Here is a 17,421-nt window from a genome sequence, read left to right as displayed (position 1 = left end):
CTACCGATTCCGTCAAGTACCGTAAGTAAGTAGGCAGTCAAGAGCGCAAGTAAAAAAGAGAAGGGGCGTCGCTACGCAGGGTTTCAGGTCATCACCTGATAAATCTCCGCTGACGATCTTCGCACAATGTCAGCCTTCCCCAACGTAATCGAGACGCGATGAAACTTCCTGACTCTTTGGCCGCATTGGAATGGGTTTGCGTGCTCTCGCCCCGCAGTGATCGCTGGCTCCTGGATCTGGCAGGCGTCCCCGCTTGGGGATGGTCCTATCCGCAAGGAATCACGTTGGCTATTGAAATCGAACTGGAGGTCTTGGATGACGCCTGGCTCCAGCGCGTTTGTCTATGGCTGGCGTCGATACGCACCAATCTGGATGATGGCTTATTGCTCGAGCGCGGCAAACTATATCTGGTCCGCCGTCATGAGCATGGTCTCAGTGCCGTCGAGTGGGAAGCCACATTGAATCAGCAACTGGCCGTGGTGGCCTGGCTGGTCAAGCATGCTTCTTCGGTTTCATCCATTGGCTCGGCAGCTGGGAGGCGGGTATGAGAGCATCGAAATGGCTTGGCCCTGGCTTGGTCGCATTGACTTGCGCACAGGCGTTCGCAGCTATCCCATGGCAGAGTAGCGCGCCATTTTTCCTGTCCACTCGCGGCAGCAAGCTGGCGGATGTGCTGCGCGATCTGGGCGCCAATTACAGCGTCCCGGTGGTGGTAAGCAAGCAGGTCGACGAGCCCTTTATCGGCGCGATCCGCAGCATGCCGCCGGAGCAGGCGCTGGATCAGCTGGCGCGCCTGCATAAGCTGGCATGGTATTACGACGGGCAAGCCATCTACGTTTACAAAGCGCAAGAAGTGAGCAGCCAGCTGATCACCCCCGCCTATCTGCAGGTGAGCACTTTGATCAGCCAATTGCAGGGCAGCGGCATTCTGGACCGGCGCTATTGCCGGGTGCGCGCGGTGCCGGCGTCCAACGCGATGGAGGTGCATGGCGTGCCGATTTGCCTCAACCGGGTGGAACAGCTGGCCAAGCGCATTGATGAGCAGAAGCTCAATCACGAACAAAACCAGGAAATCATCCAGCTGTTCCCGTTGAAATACGCTACCGCGGCGGATGGCAGCTACAGCTATCGCGGCCAACAGGTGGCGGTGCCGGGGGTGGTGAGCGTGCTGAAGGACATGGCGCAGGGCCGCACGCTGCCATTGAAGGAAAACCAAGGCCAGCAGCCGCCGACCGACCGCAGCTTGCCGATGTTCTCGGCGGATCCGCGCCAGAACGCGGTCATTGTGCGTGATCGCAAAATCAATATGCCGCTATATGCCAGTTTGATTGAGCAGTTTGACCGCAAACCGGCGTTGATTGAGGTGTCGGTGATGATCATCGATGTCAATTCCCAAGATTTGAGCGCATTGGGCATCGATTGGTCGGCATCGGCCAGCATCGGCGGCAACGGCATCAGTTTCAACAGTGCTGGTCAGCAAGGCTCGGACAATTTCTCCACCGTGATTTCCAACACCGGTGGCTTCATGGTCAAGCTCAATGCGCTGCAACAGAAGGCCAAGGCGCAGATCCTGTCCCGTCCTTCTGTTGTGACGCTGGATAACACCCAGGCGGTGCTGGACCGCAACATCACGTTCTACACCAAGCTGTTGGCGGAAAAAGTCGCCAAATTGGAATCCATCTCCACCGGCTCTCTGCTACGGGTCACACCGCGGCTGGTTGATGAAGGCGGCCAGCGCAACGTGATGTTGACGCTGGTGATTCAGGATGGCCGCCAGGCCGGCACGGTCAGCCAGCATGAGCCGCTGCCGCAGACGCTGAATGCTGAAGTGTCCACCCAGACACTGCTGAAAGCCGGTCAAAGCTTGTTGTTGGGCGGGTTTGTCCAGGACGAGCATAGCGAGGGCGAGAGCAAGATTCCGTTGCTGGGCGATATCCCGCTGATAGGCAAATTGTTCCGCTCTACCCAGAAAAATAGCCGCAGCACCGTTCGCCTATTCCTGATCAAGGCCGAACCCGCGGTTCAGTCCTAAGGCGCAGTGAAAATGGAATATTTGTTCAAGCTGAAGTGGCTGAACGGCCCGCTGGCGGGGCGGGAGTTGGAATTGCCTGCCGGTGAGCTCCGCTTGGGCGGCGACGACCCGGATATCGCGCTGGCGCTGGAAGAGGGGGCCGCGACCGTGCTGACCGTGACGCCGGAAGGCGTGACGATGGCGCCGCCGGTCCCAGTGTGGGTAGAGGGTTTGCCGTGGGATGCTGGCCAGGCGCTGCCGTTGGGGCAGGCGATAGACCTGGCCGGACAGGGGCTGGTGCTGGCCGAAGCGGATGCGGCTTTGGCGATGTTGACGCTGCCGTCCCGACGGCTGCCTGAAGTCGCCACGACTAAGCCCGCGGCCCGCTCCTGGCGTTTGGCCGGAGGCATCGTGCTGATTTGCGCCGCATTGGCGACAGCGGTGCTGCTGTGGCCCAAGCCGGTCGAGCCGCCGCTGTTTGATGCGCGGGCTTGGCTGGCGCGGGAAATGGCCGACCCAGGCCTGTCGGGTGTGAAAGCCGAATGGGATGAGCGCGGCGTGGTCCGTTTGAGTGGCTTGTGCGCCTCATCGAAAGCCATCGAGCGGCTGCGGGGCCGGATGCGTGAGCAAGGCTTGAACTTCAGTGACGAGAGCCTGGACGCCGACACCTTGCGCCGCCAGGTTCGCCAAGTGCTGGAATTGAACGGCTACCGCGAAGTGGAAGTCAGCGCCGGAGCCAAGCCAGATCAAGTTGTTATCCACGGCGCGATCCAGGCCAATGCCGCCTGGCTGCGCGCGAGTACGCAGCTGAGGGCGATATCTGCGCTGAATGGCTGGCGTGTGGTTAATGATCGAGCCGAATTGTTCGGCCGGTTGGTCGATCGGCTGAGTCGCCAGCGTCTGCTGGACGGACTGAGCATCGGCGTGTCCGGCCAGGAATTGCTGATCAGCGGACAGCTGCCTCCTGAGCGGGCCCGCGCGGTAGCGGCGGAGGCAGCGGCCTTCAATGCGGACGGCACGCGGCTGAAAGCCCGTTTCCAGAACATCCCCGCCGCAGCGCCGGCGGCGAATATCTTGCCTGCGGCCATCGTCAGCGTGGGCGGCAACGCCAACTCCATTTATGTGGAACTGGCCAATGGCATGCGTCTGCAGCAAGGCGGCACCTTGCCCAGCGGCTACCGGATTTATGCGCTGAGCCACACCGCGCTGACCCTGATACAGGAGCAGCGGCTGGTTTCCATTCCACTTCATCTGTAAATCGCCAATAAGGAAAAACCATGGCCCGTATCACTCATCTGGAAGACGCGCTGCGGCGGGACGTGCATGGCGCGGTGCGCGATGCGCTGCTCGCCCGGCTGGAAGCCGGGGAAGCGCAACTGAAACAGCAACTGAGCCAACCGCACAGTTTGCAACGGCGGCAGGAGATCGCCCTGCTGCAAGTTGCCTGCGTACAAGCTGGCCGAGTCATCGCCATCTTGTGGCGCAGATATCACCCCTAGCGTTGTCTGCCGAAACGACGGCGACTGTCAGATTATCAAGAACTGGATGCTTCATGACCCTGCTTTCCCTTCCCATCACGAAACTGCCGGGCAATGCGCCGCTTGGGCCGATTATTCCTGCCGGTGATTTGGCAGACTATATCGAAGCGAGTGAAATAATCGAACAAGCTAGAGAGCAGGCGAAAAGTATTATCCAAGATGGTGAGAAAAAAATCGAAAATTTGTGTGAAATGTATGAAGAAATAAGTGAAGCCGCATGGCAGGACGGGTTGAAAAATCTAGAGCAGCAGGCGCCTGCGCTTCGGCAACAAGCGGTTGCCAATGTCGTTGAATGGTTGATTGCCGAGCAGGAACTGGAGCATAAGATTATTGAACGGCTGGAAGGTCAATTGTGCGATATTCTGATTAAAGTGTTTAAAGAGTATTATGGACAGCAAAACGAGTCGCAGCTGCTGATTAATCTGCTGCGAGAGCGTGTCAGAGCATTGCTGGATAGTGAAGAGGGTGTGTTATATGTTTGCCCTGAGCAATATGAGGAACTCAAGCAGGCATTGATTTCTTTCCCCAAGCTGCTTATTGAATCTGACGCCAGCATTATGGCGGGCAAGGCGTTATTGCAGACGCCGTTGGTGATTCTATCATTGAGCTTGAATGAGCAATTTGATTGGGCCATAAGCCGTTTGTTTTCGCATAGTCATGAAATGTGGCAAGAGCGCTTGCTTGATTGCAATATCCCACAACAAGGCGAACTCTCTCTTTTTCCTAAAGATTTTATAGAAGCACGCGGCGGTAATTTTATGAGTGTGAGCGCTAGTCTGGGTAGCGCCGCTGAGCCTGTTGTCGATTCTAGCCAAGGATGAATTTAGGAGCTCTCGCATAAGGTGTTTTTGTGGTGCGAGTGAGGTGAGCTGTAGGGACTTAATCTTTTTCAGAAGATTTTTCAGTAATCTTCTGGTTTGTGAATATTTGTCTTTTAATATTGTCTGGAGTGTAAATCATGGTCCAAAATACATCGCGATTGTATCATACCCAAAACCGTGTAGATGCTAGTTCGTCTGTGGCCACAATTCAGAAAAGTGGTGAAAAAACGCTCGCAGAGAGCCCGTTCGCGCCGCTGATGAATTTGTTTACGGCTATCCAAATGAAATCCGGCCTCGAGTCTGCTGGTCAGGACTGGACTAAAGATGATTTTATCCGCGATCTATATCAGTGCTGCCTTAAACTTATCCCCTCTCTCCCATCCGAGCTTAAGGAAAATGGAAAGCTGAGTGATGGCGAGATGGAAAGGTTATCCACTGGCATGTCCGATGCTGGTGGAGTGTCACAGCATTTGACTAAGTACGAGCTAGGGCGGATAGAGCATGCGATTGAGGAAACCCTTCAGCAAATGGTCAGTAATCAGGAAAACAATTGGATGCCCGAAAATGATGGGAAGCCTGATGAGCTGATCGAACTGGAAGAGAAATACACGCAGGAGTTCCTATCTAATGATGCAGACATCGAAGGTGGCTTTAAAAGTGAAGAGCTGGCCGGGCTAGAAAGAGAGTTAGTCAAGCTCTTTTCAGAGCAGTCTGTCAAGGAGCCAGTAGCAGATGGATTGGGGGCAGAGAAATCGGAAGAACTGTATCATCAGGCAGTTAAAAAATTCGATGCCGAGTTCAAGGGCGAGTACTTGGGATGGAAGACGTTTCAGATTAAAGGGCACAGCCCAGAAAGACCAGAGCTAAATAGGGCAGAGTTAAATAGTATAAAGGATGATCTGGGTGCCATATACGAGGAATTGCCGGGTGAGCTGCAATCTATTGCAAATGAGCTGCAACTACTTCAACAGAGCTTGGTGCAGATGGCGGACTGCTCACAAGCGGTATTGGGGAAACAGCAGGATACCGATGAGGCCACAAAAACCCGTCATTCAGTCAAACAATTGAATGACGTGATTGCCGCCATGAAATCAGCCGTGACAGGGTTGACGCAGGCAAAAGAAATGTTAATTTCTGCTGAAAACTGGACGGTCGAAACGGCAGAGAAAAATAATCCGATGGCAGGGAAGCTGCTGGAGACAATAAAAGAAATAAAGAGCGCAGCGAAGGTGGCTGAGGCGAGGGCCTATGAAGTTTTAAGCCTTCCCGGACCTTCAGGGTTGGATTATCTGAATAAAAAAGAAGATATGCAGGAGCTGCAAAATCATTTTGGAAAATCGACGCCACATATTCTGATTGCGAATGGGGTTGCTACGGCAATTGATTCACTCGATGGCATTGTCGGTCAATTAAAAGAAATCGCAAACTATGGTTCGCTTTTGGATAAAATTGCTGGGAAAATTAAGGCTGAAGAGAAAAGAGACTATGATAATGTTGCCGTTGTAAGAGCCCTGAACGGAAGCTTGCTTAGCACGGATTGGAAAGCGGTAAAAGAAAAGTTGCAGATTGGAAAGGACGACCCTTTTTTTAAACTTGTGGCACGAGGTGGGAGTCAAGTCGGAGAGAAAATAAAAAATAAATTCACGCGCGGAATGGATGTGTTACGGTTTGCGCTGAGCGATCCGGAGCGAGCACCAAAACCGAAGAATCATTATTATAAAGCTCCTAACCGAGTTGATGAATTTTTCCAACCGGTAATCGATGCGATGAGGGTTTTTGCAGGAGGGGAGAAAATGCATGCCAAATCCCCCCTGCCGGCACTGAATATCCCTCGCGCTCCTCAGGAAAAACAGGGAGACGCTCTGATCAGAATGCTGAGAGGAGAGTTTCTCCCTGGTGTGGCAAAGCCTGTCTTTTCTGCTGCGGCGCTAGAAATTCAGTCAACGACTGAAAAATTAACACGAGTCACGAGTGAACTGAAAGAAGTTGTAGAGCAGGCAGGTAAAAACAAAAATTATCCATCGGACATGTACCGTGATGTTTGCGAAAAGGCGCGTGAGTTTGCACAGGAAGTGGGCCAGACGCTTAAAGAGCGAGTGCAGGAAAGAATTTCACATCTGCCAGAGCCGAAAAACACGCAGCAAAACGTCACAACGCACGAGTTCAAAGAGTCACTCACATCGGCTGCGGAGATGCTATCCCGAACTGCAGTAGAGCTTGAAAAGGCTGCCTTATCGGATAATAAAAAAGATCAGCTCAAGGCATTGGAAGTTATAAGTTCAAATGCGAAAATTATTAAGAATAAAATTAAAGACACGGTCAAATCGGCCACAGGGGAGAAGTTGCATAATTTCGACGTAGATGGTCGGCTGGGCAAGGCTGTCGGCATGTGGGCATCTGAACAGGTCGAGCAATATTCGAAAGCACACCCTGAGGTTCCAGATGAAATCATCGAACGGGCGATGGACCATGTGTTTAACGAAAATCTGAAGCAGAGCTTTGGCCGAACTAATGATCCGAATGCCGTTTTGCTGCGTAATCGTGTTGTTCAGGCAATCAATGACATAGCGGATGGGAAATTATCGCTGCCTGATAAAATAGAAAAAGAGCTTAATCGTACCGACACATTCGACAAGTACCTGCAGGAATGGGGGCTGAAAAAAGTGGCTAGCGGAGGTGTATCCGGAGTCATTGCAGCATCTGTAGACCTTGGATTTGGCACAGTAGACGGCTTGGTGAATCACATTCTGAATAGAATAATGTCTACTGAGGGGAGGAAAAATCTGGATATACCACGCCCGGCGTGGTTGAAAGCTGCGATCGCTCCCATCTCCATTACGTTGGGAATCCGGGCGCTGCAGAACAGTGCCATGCCAAACCAAGGGCAACCAGTGGAAGCGATCAAAAGTTATCTGAAACGGGAAGTCCCTAAGGCCGTGTTCAGGTTGGTGACCTCTTTCCTTCCCCGTGGCGTGAATTTGGCTATGGCTGCTCCGCTGGCTATTTGGGCCGTCGCAGATAAAGACCGGATAGAGCATCTGAAGAAGCTGGCTACAAAATTTCCTCTTGAGGCTGCATTTTCGACGGCTTACGTGGCGGCTGTTGCATGCCAAGAATGGGATTCCATATCGGCTCCGCAGGCGCGTGCTTATCAAGGAAAAGATGACGCGGTGGAGAAGCAGGTCAGCCAGTCGGCCGATATCGTCCGCCGGGGGCGTGGTGGCCCGGACGGAATGCGACCTAGTGAGGAGAGGGTCATTGACTCGGCCTTGAGCGAGGCATTGGAACAATTGGAGCAGGAAAAAAACAAACTGAATAATCTGACGCCGAAGCAGCGTGATCTGATAAGAAAAATGGGTAGAACGCCTGAGGGACTGCGAGATCAATGTGAAGACCAGATCAAGAGAATACGCTCCTATATGAAGGGAGGTGAGAACGATGATCAGCTGGTTATTCTTGGGCCTGCGGAAAAGGGACAGCCAAACTTTGATGCATGCGTCAAGAGGGATGACAGCCATCAGCGTATATTTATCCGGGAAGGCGCAAACGACCTGACACGCGTACTGCGGCATGAGTTGGTCCACTTGGTGGGTACGGAAGAGCAGGAGACCCGCAATTTGATGGCGTTGCTGGACAATCTGCGGACAGGAAGGCCTGTCTCATTGGACGAAGATAAAGAGATTAGGGACACGTCGTCCGGGTTAAGTTTCGCGTCCCTGCCATCTCATCACACCCAACGTCGCGAACCTGAATTGCTTGATCTGATAAAGGAATATGATGAGGCTCACCCGATAGTGAACGGGAGGCGTGAGGTAACAAAGGATCAGGCTAGAGATTTTTATACTCAGCTTGCCTCTGGATTAAAGCGTTCGACCAATATGACGGAACAGGAAATAAGGGTCGTTGATGATATTTATGGCAGAGCTTATCCGCATGAGATGAATATAACGAAGTTGAGCTGGAATGCTCTGAGTGAAATTTTAAAAACTAAAGGTGTAAATAGTATTACGCCTGACACTATCGTAGATATTAAAATTAAAACAATTACAGCTGATGGGACTTTTGGGCCTGAGCAGCCGATGAAGGTCAAGCTGTTGGATCTCGCCCGGGGCGCGTATGTTCATGACATCGGAGATGGCCATGTCTCAGTAGTCACGGACCTTCCTCGAAGCATTAAATCTCTTTTCCATACAACTCCGTATATTGGTAGGCAGACATTCCCGATTACGTCAATGCTTCATGAGAGTGTTCAGCGCAAATTGTCCGACATGGAGCAGAATGAATCTGTGGTATTTCGCGAGCAAATCTGGAAAGGAACAATTAAAAATACACTACGGCGCATTGGAGAAGAAAAAAATATAAAAGAATTGAAAGATGCGGCAGATTCAAAAATAAAAACAGGGTATTTTACTCTAAATAATAGCCGTGATCCTGTTTTTGCTCTAAGTAAAGCCGGTGGCCCTGGCAAGGAAAATGATCCTGTCAAGGTGGTTGGCATTGTTGCTATCCCTAAGGGTAGAGGAAAGCAAATACTGGTTAATATCTTGACCGGGAAAACGTTGGAGGTAGAACCAAACAAAGACTATGGTCCAAGAAATAGTGCTAGTGATGCTAGCATTAAAAAGGATGCTGAAGATCTCAAAGCGTTTCTTTTGCCAAATTTCAACTTGAATAAAAACAAATTCTTTACAGAAACTGATAAAGACGCCTATGCTTTTAGCGCCACTCGTTATGAAGGCGCTTTGTCACAACAAGCATTAATGATGGGGCAAACGGAGGCTCCAACCTTTTACGGGCCCAAATTCAAAATTGATTTGGTGGATTCACTAGATCAGTTGGCAGAACAATTTTCAGCTATTGAAATTTCAGATGCTAAAAATAATGTTGATTTTTTGTTTTCTACGGAAGGCGAGGTTTGGGTAAAGCACTTGACTGCAGCCGGTAAGAGGCTTGTTAATGGAATGGCAATGGCTACTCTGCCGTTCTTTCGCCTGGAGAGTGTCGCTTTTTTGAATATCGGTTTGACTTTGTTGTCTCATAGCTTGAGCGAACTAGAGATAAGCATCGAGGACGATGACACCAAGAGAGCGCAGCTGAAAACAGACCTTGCATTGGATATCGTACTCTCCCTTCCTGGGGATGCCGGCGATGTTCTGGATGTGATCAATCATTTCAAGAAGATGAAGGAAGCCCTCAAGCCGATGGGGGGGGTGCTGGGTGGCGGGAAAACATCTTGGCATAATACCCGACCTCCTCTGGGGGTAGAGGGTAACCCACCTATTCCCGCTAACATCGGTCGTGAAAATTACAATCAGCCGTTGAATATCAGACGACCTCAACAGAATGAACACGGCCAGTGGGCCGGGCAGAAAGGTACGCTGCAGATGCTTGACCCCACAGAGGGCGTGAGCGGCGTTGACCTGAACAGCGTCAAGATCGAGCGCGACGGACTCAACCAAGGGACTTACTTGAAAGGCGGGAAGACTTACATTAAGCAGGACGACGTCGTCTATGAGGTGGTCCGGGACGATAGCCATTCTACTTGGCGGATACGGAAACCCGATGGCGGAGACGGCACGCCGGTGCACTACGACGCGGATACCGGCAGCTGGAACCCCGGTGATACAGTTCCGCCGCGAGTCGTTAACTCTGGAAATCGGGCCGGTGGTTTGGGGCAGGTAGCAGTCCCGAGGAAGGCGCCTCAAGAACTGGACTCTGTGATTACGGATCTTAAAGGCAACGCCTTACTGAAGACTTACATGGATAATCCAGCTGATCGGTGTCGAGATGTCACCAAGATAGCGTATGGCAGCGCCAAGGCTCAAGGGAAGGATCCAGAGATTGTCCAGTTGCTGAGTTGGAATGCTGCAATGGATAGTCCGGAGAATCATTTTGTGATAAGGGTAAAGGTTAATGATGAATTTTATATCATTGATCCGTCGATCACTCAATTTAACAAACTAAAAGAGCAATTAGGAAGCGAAATTGGGGCCGGTGTGGAAATGGTTGACGGCAAGATGTTTGTTGGGCCTGAGTCTGAGTGGAAAAAATTGATGCTATCCAATTACGAAACAAGACTGCTGAAGATGCAGGTTACAAAAAATGATGACTTGCTGACGAATCCCACTAAAGCAGCAGGTGGGCCCTCTACTGTTGTGGGCGAAGTGATAAATCAACCTCGATGGGTTGATGAAATGATGAGTACTCAAAAAAGTGCACAGATTTATAAAAGTGAACTCCGAACAAGCCCATCTACCATTGGCGATACTGCGCTAAGGGAAAAGATAGATAGTTGGAAGCCGGAAAAATTCGATTTTTTATTAAAACCAAAGCTGGATAATGTGAATGCATTGGGGCTAAGGAATAAGGCTCGATTGGAGTCAGTGCTTGGGCTGAATCGAACACTATTAAGTAAACCACCACATTCTCAAGATTTGTCCAGGCTGGTCGATATGCAAAATGCTTTAGGTGGTGAGGCATTTTTAAGAAAATCACCAGAAGCGAAAATGGATGATTACAAACGCTTAGCTGCGGCCATACATGCAGAGTTGATCAGTAAAACAGAGTCTGGTGCTTTTAAACATAGCCTTGAGACGCGTGAGAAATTGGCTGTGTGGTGGGTGGAGGTGAAAACCTCAGAACGTACGTTTGGATATAAATTAAACAATTTCACCGACCCTTATAAAAGCGCTCAAGTCGTTGAGGGTTCTATGGGACTTAGACCATCTGTCTCTGGCGTGGTGAATGGAAAGGCAGGGAGAATTGAATACGATCTTAATGAGCAAGGGCTGTATGAGCGAAGAGCCCAAGTTTTTGAAAGGGTTGAAAATAGACAAGGGGCAGAAGTGCGCCTAACAACTAGCATGACTAATGGTGCAGTTGTTAATAACCAGGTCATGGATGCGTTGAATAAAAATCCTAACGGCAAAGTTTATATATTGACAGGCACTCATGGAAGTCCAGATGGAGTGCGTGATCGTGAGTTGAATGCAGAAATGCGTTTCACCATGGAGGATACACAAAATCTTCCTCCTGCAGTGAGAGACCGGGTTGTGGTTGTTGATTTGGCTCACGCGACTGATGAGTATGTACAAAATATTCTCATAAATGCACAAAAAGGCGATACCATCATCGGAGGATTTTGCTTTAGCAGAAATGACGGCGTAATAGCAGGGGCACTGGGGTTAGAAATTAAACCTTCTCATATTCCAAAGTACCCGGAGCAGAGCAGGGCATGGCTGTCTAATGTACCTACTAATCAATACGGGCCTACTTGGGGAACTACGGTTAGACCTGGAGGGGCGGGTAGTACACCCGTGACAGCTTCTACCTTGCCAGCCGGCATGGCTGATGAGTATTTTGAGATGCAAGGCACTGTTAACCTTGACTCAGGAAAACGATATGTTTTCCAGATCGGTGATACGGGGGGAAGGAACTGGACATTGTTTGATGATTATGCGAAAAGCTCCATGGCGAAGCATGGAATTCCCCAGGAAAATGTCTTTGGTGAGCTATCTGCCACACGGCCAACAAGTATTTTAAATCCCCCGAAAAGCGATACGCTGTCTCATCTAACGCTGAATGACAGATTGGATATTCCTGTTCATGGAAGCATTACGGGGCCATCCGATCCGGGAGCCCAAGGGGTTGGTCTACCACAGCATTTCAGTCCGAAACAACTTGCTGAAAAACTGCAGAGTTATGGTCTGAAGGAAGTTGGCGTTCTGCGTCTTGACTCTTGCAATGTAGGGGATGGAGATTATCTTGTAAGGTTGAAGAAAGAGCTGGATCTTTTAAATATTAAGGTTGGGTATCTTAGTGCGCCAAATGGCTATTTGCAAGCAACGCACTTGCCATTTTTGCATATAAGGCCGGTTTGGCAAACAAAATTCTGGAGCCCATGGAATGTGGTCGAAGGCAATGTGAAGGTGGATTTTAAAGGAACAAAATATAGCGCCAATCCCAGTGGGCGAATAAATGAAAATGCCAGTATAGGCGCAATGAAAGCCAAGATAGACTTTGGCACGCTTAATCATTCTGAGAAGGTTGGGTATTTGACGCAGCGTGCAATGGATGCGACTGCGGGTCAAGCACTGATCGCAGCGCATGGAAGAATAGGCGCTTGGAAAATTATACGTGCTTGCGTACTTAATAATTTGTCTAAGGATCAATCTGCGGAAAGCATGGGTGAAGAGGCAATAATGAACGGTGTGTTAAGCAGTTTGAATGAAATTGATAAGCCTGCTTCCGCCATGGTTCCTGGCGGGGAATATCTGAGTAAGCCAGGTGATAGTTTTTATACGGTGAGAGAAGAATTTAGGAAAGCATATCCTAATGCTAGTGGTTCTGACTTGTCACAATTTCTTTATCTTAATTCGAATATTTTCAGAAGATATGTAAACAATGAGGTTCCGGTTGGAACAGTGTTTAAAATCCCACCGTTAACACAGCAACCGCAGTCGAGCCAAGGAACAATTTCTAGTATTCCCGTGATTCAACACACGGACCAGGTCGAGATATCAGGTAAGCCTACTTCCACTATGGTTTCTGGTGGAACATATCAGAGTCGGTCAGGTGATACCTTTTATACCGTGAAAGACGAATTTATAAGAAAATATCCTACTGCTACTTCTCAGGATGTGGTGAAATTTTCTTGGCTTAACACGCATATTTCAAGAAATGGTGAGCTTCCGGTGGGGACAGTGTTTCAAATCCCACTGATAGGGTCTTCCGAAAACTTATCGATAGAGAAATCGACCGCTATGGTTTCTGGTGGAACATATCAGAGTCTGTCAGGTGATACTTTTTATAAGGTGAAAGATAAGTTTATAAATACATTTCCTAATGTTACTGCTGCGGAGGTGGAGCAATTTATTCTGCTTAACATCAGCATTTCAAGAGACGATGAGCTTCCGGAGGGAACAGTTTTTAAAATCCCATCGTTAAAATCCCAACCACAACCACGATCGTAACCATAGTTAGGAGCGAGTGGGATATGATCGGGATATTGGAAAATATAATTATGGCATCAAATAATTTGATCGCCGGGTGAGTAAATCATAATTATGAATTGAAGAGCAGTCATTTCATCAAAGAGTCGCTTAGTTTTAAGCACCCAGACAGCGGCCATGTTCCATGAGGGGCATGGCCGTTATTATTTTTCTGATTTGCCGGCTCTGAATATAGAAGAATTCGGCTGGTTTCAAAAGAAAATGGCCCCGAGATCAGATAAGGTCTTGACCGAGCAAGGTATATGAAATCCTGTCTCTCAACAGGCATAAGCCAGTACAAGGGACACCACGCGTTCATGCGCTGTATTCAATGCCTTGCCGTGAATGACATTCGCAATTTTGGTATCCAAATACCGGATCAAGGGGTCTTAAAATGAAATTAGCTTTCATGCCCGCGGGCATTGGTATCGCCTTGGCAGGCTTGAGCGGCGCGTCATGGGCGCACGGCACCATGGAGGTGCCCGTCAACCGGGTCTACAGCTGCTATCAGGAGGGCGCGGAATCGCCGAAGACGCCGGCCTGCCAGGAAGCCAAGCGCGTCGGCGGCACGCAGGCGATGTACGACTGGAACGGCATCAATCAAAACCCGCCTGGCGACAATCATCAAGCCGTGGTTCCCGATGGCATGCTGTGCGCGGCCGGCCAGTCGAAATTCAAGGGTTTCAACCTGGCGCGCACCGACTGGCCCGCCACCAATATCGTGCCGAACGCCAGCGGCAATTTCGAGTTCATCTATAAAGCGCCGGCTCCGCATGCCACCAAATACTTCCGGTTTTATGTGACCAAGAACGGCTGGAATCCGAGCCAGCCGCTCAAGTGGTCTGATCTGGAACTGTTTGGCACCTATAACGGCAATCCGCCGCTGGACGCCAGCCAGCGCTATCACATGACCATGAAGCTGCCGACCGGCAAAACCGGCCGCCACATCATCTACAACGTGTGGAAGCGTTCGGATAGCGAAGAGGCCTTTTACTCCTGCTCCGACGTCAACTTCGGCAACGGCGGCCCGCAGCCGGAGCCGCCGCCGATCTCCAATCCGTGGAAGGAAGTGGGCAGTGTGACCGCTCACGAGAACCTGCCGAACAAGAGTTCGGTGACGCTGCGCATCTTCGACGGCAGCGGTCGCGATGTGGAGAGCCACAAGGTGGATCTGAGCGCCACGACCGGCCAGGCGGCCAACTGGCCGTACGAGCTGGGCGTCAAGGTCAACGCCAGCTCCCAGATCGGCCGCATCGGCGTGATCAGCAGCAAGCAACGCACCGTCACGATCAACCCGGTCCGCAGCGCCACCGCCAACCGCGTGTGGCTGAATGAGCGCTATAGCGGCTATCGGTACCAGATCGACATCAAGAAAGGCGATGACGGGGTTACGCCGCCGCCTGCCGGCGATGCATGGCGCGAAGGCGTCGCCTACGCCGTAGGACAGGTCGTCAGCTATCAGAATCGCCGTTACCGCTGTCTGCAGGCTCATACCGCTTGGGTTGGCGCGGGTTGGACGCCGTCCACCACGCCGGCGCTGTGGACTCCCGTCTAAATAAAGGCGCGCTTGGAGAGGGTTCGGGAGGCGGCATGCCGCTTCCCTCCATCCTGCCGATTGGAGTATTCATGAAACGTTATCCCCCTTTGGCGATGGCGCTGCATTGGTTGTGCGCCGCCGTCATGCTGTGGGCGCTACTGAGCGGATTCGCGCTGGCCTCCGGCACTCTGCCGCCGGCCCTGGCCAAAGCCGTGCCGCCGCTGAACGTCGCGCTGACCACCTTGCTGGTCCCGTTCTGGTTGTTGCGCTTGCTCAACCGAATCCGTTTCCGCATGCCGCCGCCGGCGAGCATGCCGGCGCGCGGATGGAAAATGGCTCGCCGCGGGCACTTGGCGTTGTACGCACTGGGATCCCTGTCCTTGCTCAGCGGCATGTTGATGATGGAGCGCGCGGTGGATGTGTTTGGCTGGTTCACCCTGGCCGCGCCGCTGCCGCCTGGATCGCTGACGCGCGGATTCGCGCGGGTTCATTTCGCCAGCAATGCGGTGTTGGCCCTGGCGGTAATCGCCCATATCGCGGCGGTCGTCCTCCATCATCGCCGGGGTCTGCCTATCCTGTGGCGCATGAGGCCAAGTCAAACCGAACTATGATAGCGCATGCTTCATTTTTGTGCGGGGCATGCAGCGACGATGATGGACGTCATTCAGTGCTGGCGATCCGTTAACAAATAACGGATTTTGTGTGATGCCACCTTGCGATACGACTGGTGCCGCATGTGTCATGCGTCTATACGACAGTTGTTATGCGTCGTGTTCTATGATCTGTAATTGCGAACATGTGCTTTCTAAATTAGGAGTGTGAAATGAAGAAAATGGCTGCAATGGCAGTTTTTTTGATTTGCAGTTTGGGGACGTCGGCGGCAAATGCCGGCGCCGGAGTTTCCATCGATATTGGGCAGCCAGGTTTTTATGGCCGCCTAGACATCGGAAACTATCCCCATCCGCAAGTGATTTCTCCGCGCCCCATCATCGTGCGTCCGGGTTATGGCAGGCATGAGCCGATTTATTTGAGAGTCCCGCCCGGACATGTCAAGCATTGGAAGCGTTATTGCCATCGCTATAACGCGTGCGGTGAGCGTGTCTTGTTCGTTCGGGATGACTGGTACCGCCAAGTCTATGCGCCTCGGTATCGAGAACATCATCGCGGCAAGCATGGCGGGCATCATCGCCATCATCATCGGCATGAGCGGTAAGTACGGTACTTTGCTGGGTTGCCGGAACAACAGGCGCTGTCGGATCTCCGAGCGCCTATTGTTCATTTCTTTGGCTTGCCGGTCTGCTTATTCTTCGTCCGCCAGCTGTTCTTGGTATTCCAGAAACGCGGCCAGTATGGTTTCGCGTTGGTCTATGTCTTCGAAACAGTCATCGGGCAGCAGCTTGACCAGTTCTCCCATCCGCCGGGCATAGCCATGCCGGCTGTGTTCTTCCGGCATCAGGGCGTCGGCGCGGCTGGATAGCCAGTCCGGATACACCCAGGACTGTTGAATGATTTCCAGCAGCTCCTCAATGATGCGGTTGCCGTCCAGTTCTGGGATGGCCAGCGCTTTGGCTACGCGGTCGCAATGATCTTCCATCCCCAGGAATTGCAGCACCCGTTTCAAATCGGTGATGACCGCGGCCAGGCGGATGTCGGTGGCGCCGCCTTGCGCGGACAATTCGAAAGCCAGCGCCCGGATCAAGGTCTTCAATTTGCGCTGGCGGTCATCCATCTGACGGAACTGTCCAAACCAATAGACTAGCCCTGACTGACGGCTAGCCGCGCGCTGGTATAAGCGGCGCAGCTCGGCCAGGCCGCTCTTGCCGACAGCGCCGAACTCCAGGTGGCTGAATAGTTGCAGCGCCCAATCCTCGTCGTCCATCACCCGGTCTAGCGCTTCTTCCAGGCGCCGACGGCGCGTGGGGGAAAGGCCGTCCTTGCCCAGCATGGCAGCCAGCAGCAGGGCCATCTCGCCAGCGTCGAACTGGTGCTGGCGCAGGCTGTTGAGCAGATCATCCACTTCTTCCACCGCCTCGATGCCAGGCACGCGTTGGCGCAGCTCTTCCAAATGGTCTGGGGCGGTCGCCGATACTTGTTTGGCAAGACGCTGCATCATGGAGCGCGGCCGGGCGCGGTCGGCGCTGGAGGAGAGGCCGCGCATCCTTTCCCTGGCCTGCGTGCCCAAGGCGAAGCTCATGTTTTCCAGGGTTTCCGCGCAGCTTTCCTCCACGGGGAAGATGCTGCCGAGCTCCTGCATGTCGGTGCCGAGCTCGCTTTGCGCCAAATTGAGGACGGACTGGGCAGGCAACACCTGGGTGGCGGCCAGAGGCTTGGGTTTAGCCTGAGGAGGCGTGGAAGGCTGGACCGTCGTTTGGGGGCGCCGAGCCGCGGGGTCGATTGGATTGATCATTGAGGATGTCCTTGGTGTGGGCCGCAACTGAGACCTGCGTAGACGCGAGGCCTGTGTCTGGAACCGCTACAAAACCCCTGATGCTGCGTTGCGACTTGTACTGCCTACGTCGGCGCG

General features: G+C 52.0%; 10 protein-coding genes. 9 read left to right on the top strand and 1 reads right to left on the bottom strand.

Going from position 1 to position 17,421, the window contains the following annotated elements; all coding sequences use genetic code 11:
• The first annotated feature begins 158 nt into the window (after window positions 1-158).
• The 9 genes from CV_RS23550 to CV_RS22945 all read left to right on the top strand — a co-directional run bounded on the left by CV_RS23550 (window position 159) and on the right by CV_RS22945 (window position 16,110).
• Complete coding sequence (locus CV_RS23550) at window positions 159-548, top strand: hypothetical protein (protein ID WP_011136145.1); 390 nt, start codon at window positions 159-161, stop codon at window positions 546-548.
• On the top strand, window positions 545-2,032 hold the full coding sequence (locus tag CV_RS12715) for an EscC/YscC/HrcC family type III secretion system outer membrane ring protein (protein WP_011136144.1): 1,488 nt from the start codon (window positions 545-547) through the stop codon (window positions 2,030-2,032). The genes CV_RS23550 and CV_RS12715 overlap by 4 nt, the downstream gene beginning before the upstream one ends.
• A gap of 12 nt (window positions 2,033-2,044) precedes the next feature.
• A complete protein-coding gene (gene sctD / locus CV_RS12710; protein WP_011136143.1) occupies window positions 2,045-3,268 on the top strand; it encodes a type III secretion system inner membrane ring subunit SctD in 1,224 nt (407 codons plus the stop codon).
• A gap of 20 nt (window positions 3,269-3,288) precedes the next feature.
• Window positions 3,289-3,510, top strand: coding sequence for an EscE/YscE/SsaE family type III secretion system needle protein co-chaperone (locus CV_RS12705; RefSeq protein ID WP_011136142.1), 222 nt, complete (start codon window positions 3,289-3,291; stop codon window positions 3,508-3,510).
• Between the two features lie 53 nt (window positions 3,511-3,563).
• A complete protein-coding gene (gene sctL / locus CV_RS12700) occupies window positions 3,564-4,370 on the top strand; it encodes a type III secretion system stator protein SctL (RefSeq protein ID WP_011136141.1) in 807 nt (268 codons plus the stop codon).
• 137 nt (window positions 4,371-4,507) lie between these two features.
• On the top strand, window positions 4,508-13,342 hold the full coding sequence (locus CV_RS23545; protein ID WP_011136140.1) for a hypothetical protein: 8,835 nt from the start codon (window positions 4,508-4,510) through the stop codon (window positions 13,340-13,342).
• 412 nt (window positions 13,343-13,754) lie between these two features.
• Complete coding sequence (locus tag CV_RS12685) at window positions 13,755-14,915, top strand: lytic polysaccharide monooxygenase (protein ID WP_011136139.1); 1,161 nt, start codon at window positions 13,755-13,757, stop codon at window positions 14,913-14,915.
• Window positions 14,916-14,950: 35 nt separating this feature from the next.
• Window positions 14,951-15,508, top strand: a complete 558-nt coding sequence (locus CV_RS12680) for a cytochrome b (RefSeq protein ID WP_011136138.1) — start codon at window positions 14,951-14,953, stop codon at window positions 15,506-15,508.
• A 212-nt stretch (window positions 15,509-15,720) separates the two neighbouring features.
• Window positions 15,721-16,110, top strand: coding sequence for a hypothetical protein (locus tag CV_RS22945; RefSeq protein ID WP_227590037.1), 390 nt, complete (start codon window positions 15,721-15,723; stop codon window positions 16,108-16,110).
• An 87-nt stretch (window positions 16,111-16,197) separates the two neighbouring features.
• Here the strand turns inward: CV_RS22945 and sctW are convergent, their stop codons facing one another.
• Complete coding sequence (gene sctW, locus CV_RS12670; protein WP_011136137.1) at window positions 16,198-17,304, bottom strand: type III secretion system gatekeeper subunit SctW; 1,107 nt, start codon at window positions 17,302-17,304, stop codon at window positions 16,198-16,200.
• Window positions 17,305-17,421 lie beyond the last annotated feature (117 nt).

Origin of the sequence: Chromobacterium violaceum ATCC 12472 (assembly GCF_000007705.1) — a bacterium.
Lineage (GTDB): Bacteria > Pseudomonadota > Gammaproteobacteria > Burkholderiales > Chromobacteriaceae > Chromobacterium > Chromobacterium violaceum.
Note: the sequence above shows the minus strand (reverse complement) of the source record. Positions and strands in the feature narration are given on the sequence as shown.

Coding starts and splice junctions, on each gene's coding strand:
- CV_RS23550 (WP_011136145.1), top strand. CDS start 159: ATGAAACTTCCTGACTCTTTGGCCGCATTGGAATGGGTTTGCGTGCTC.
- CV_RS12715 (WP_011136144.1), top strand. CDS start 545: ATGAGAGCATCGAAATGGCTTGGCCCTGGCTTGGTCGCATTGACTTGC.
- sctD (WP_011136143.1), top strand. CDS start 2,045: ATGGAATATTTGTTCAAGCTGAAGTGGCTGAACGGCCCGCTGGCGGGG.
- CV_RS12705 (WP_011136142.1), top strand. CDS start 3,289: ATGGCCCGTATCACTCATCTGGAAGACGCGCTGCGGCGGGACGTGCAT.
- sctL (WP_011136141.1), top strand. CDS start 3,564: ATGACCCTGCTTTCCCTTCCCATCACGAAACTGCCGGGCAATGCGCCG.
- CV_RS23545 (WP_011136140.1), top strand. CDS start 4,508: ATGGTCCAAAATACATCGCGATTGTATCATACCCAAAACCGTGTAGAT.
- CV_RS12685 (WP_011136139.1), top strand. CDS start 13,755: ATGAAATTAGCTTTCATGCCCGCGGGCATTGGTATCGCCTTGGCAGGC.
- CV_RS12680 (WP_011136138.1), top strand. CDS start 14,951: ATGCCGCTTCCCTCCATCCTGCCGATTGGAGTATTCATGAAACGTTAT.
- CV_RS22945 (WP_227590037.1), top strand. CDS start 15,721: ATGAAGAAAATGGCTGCAATGGCAGTTTTTTTGATTTGCAGTTTGGGG.
- sctW (WP_011136137.1), bottom strand. CDS start 17,304: ATGATCAATCCAATCGACCCCGCGGCTCGGCGCCCCCAAACGACGGTC.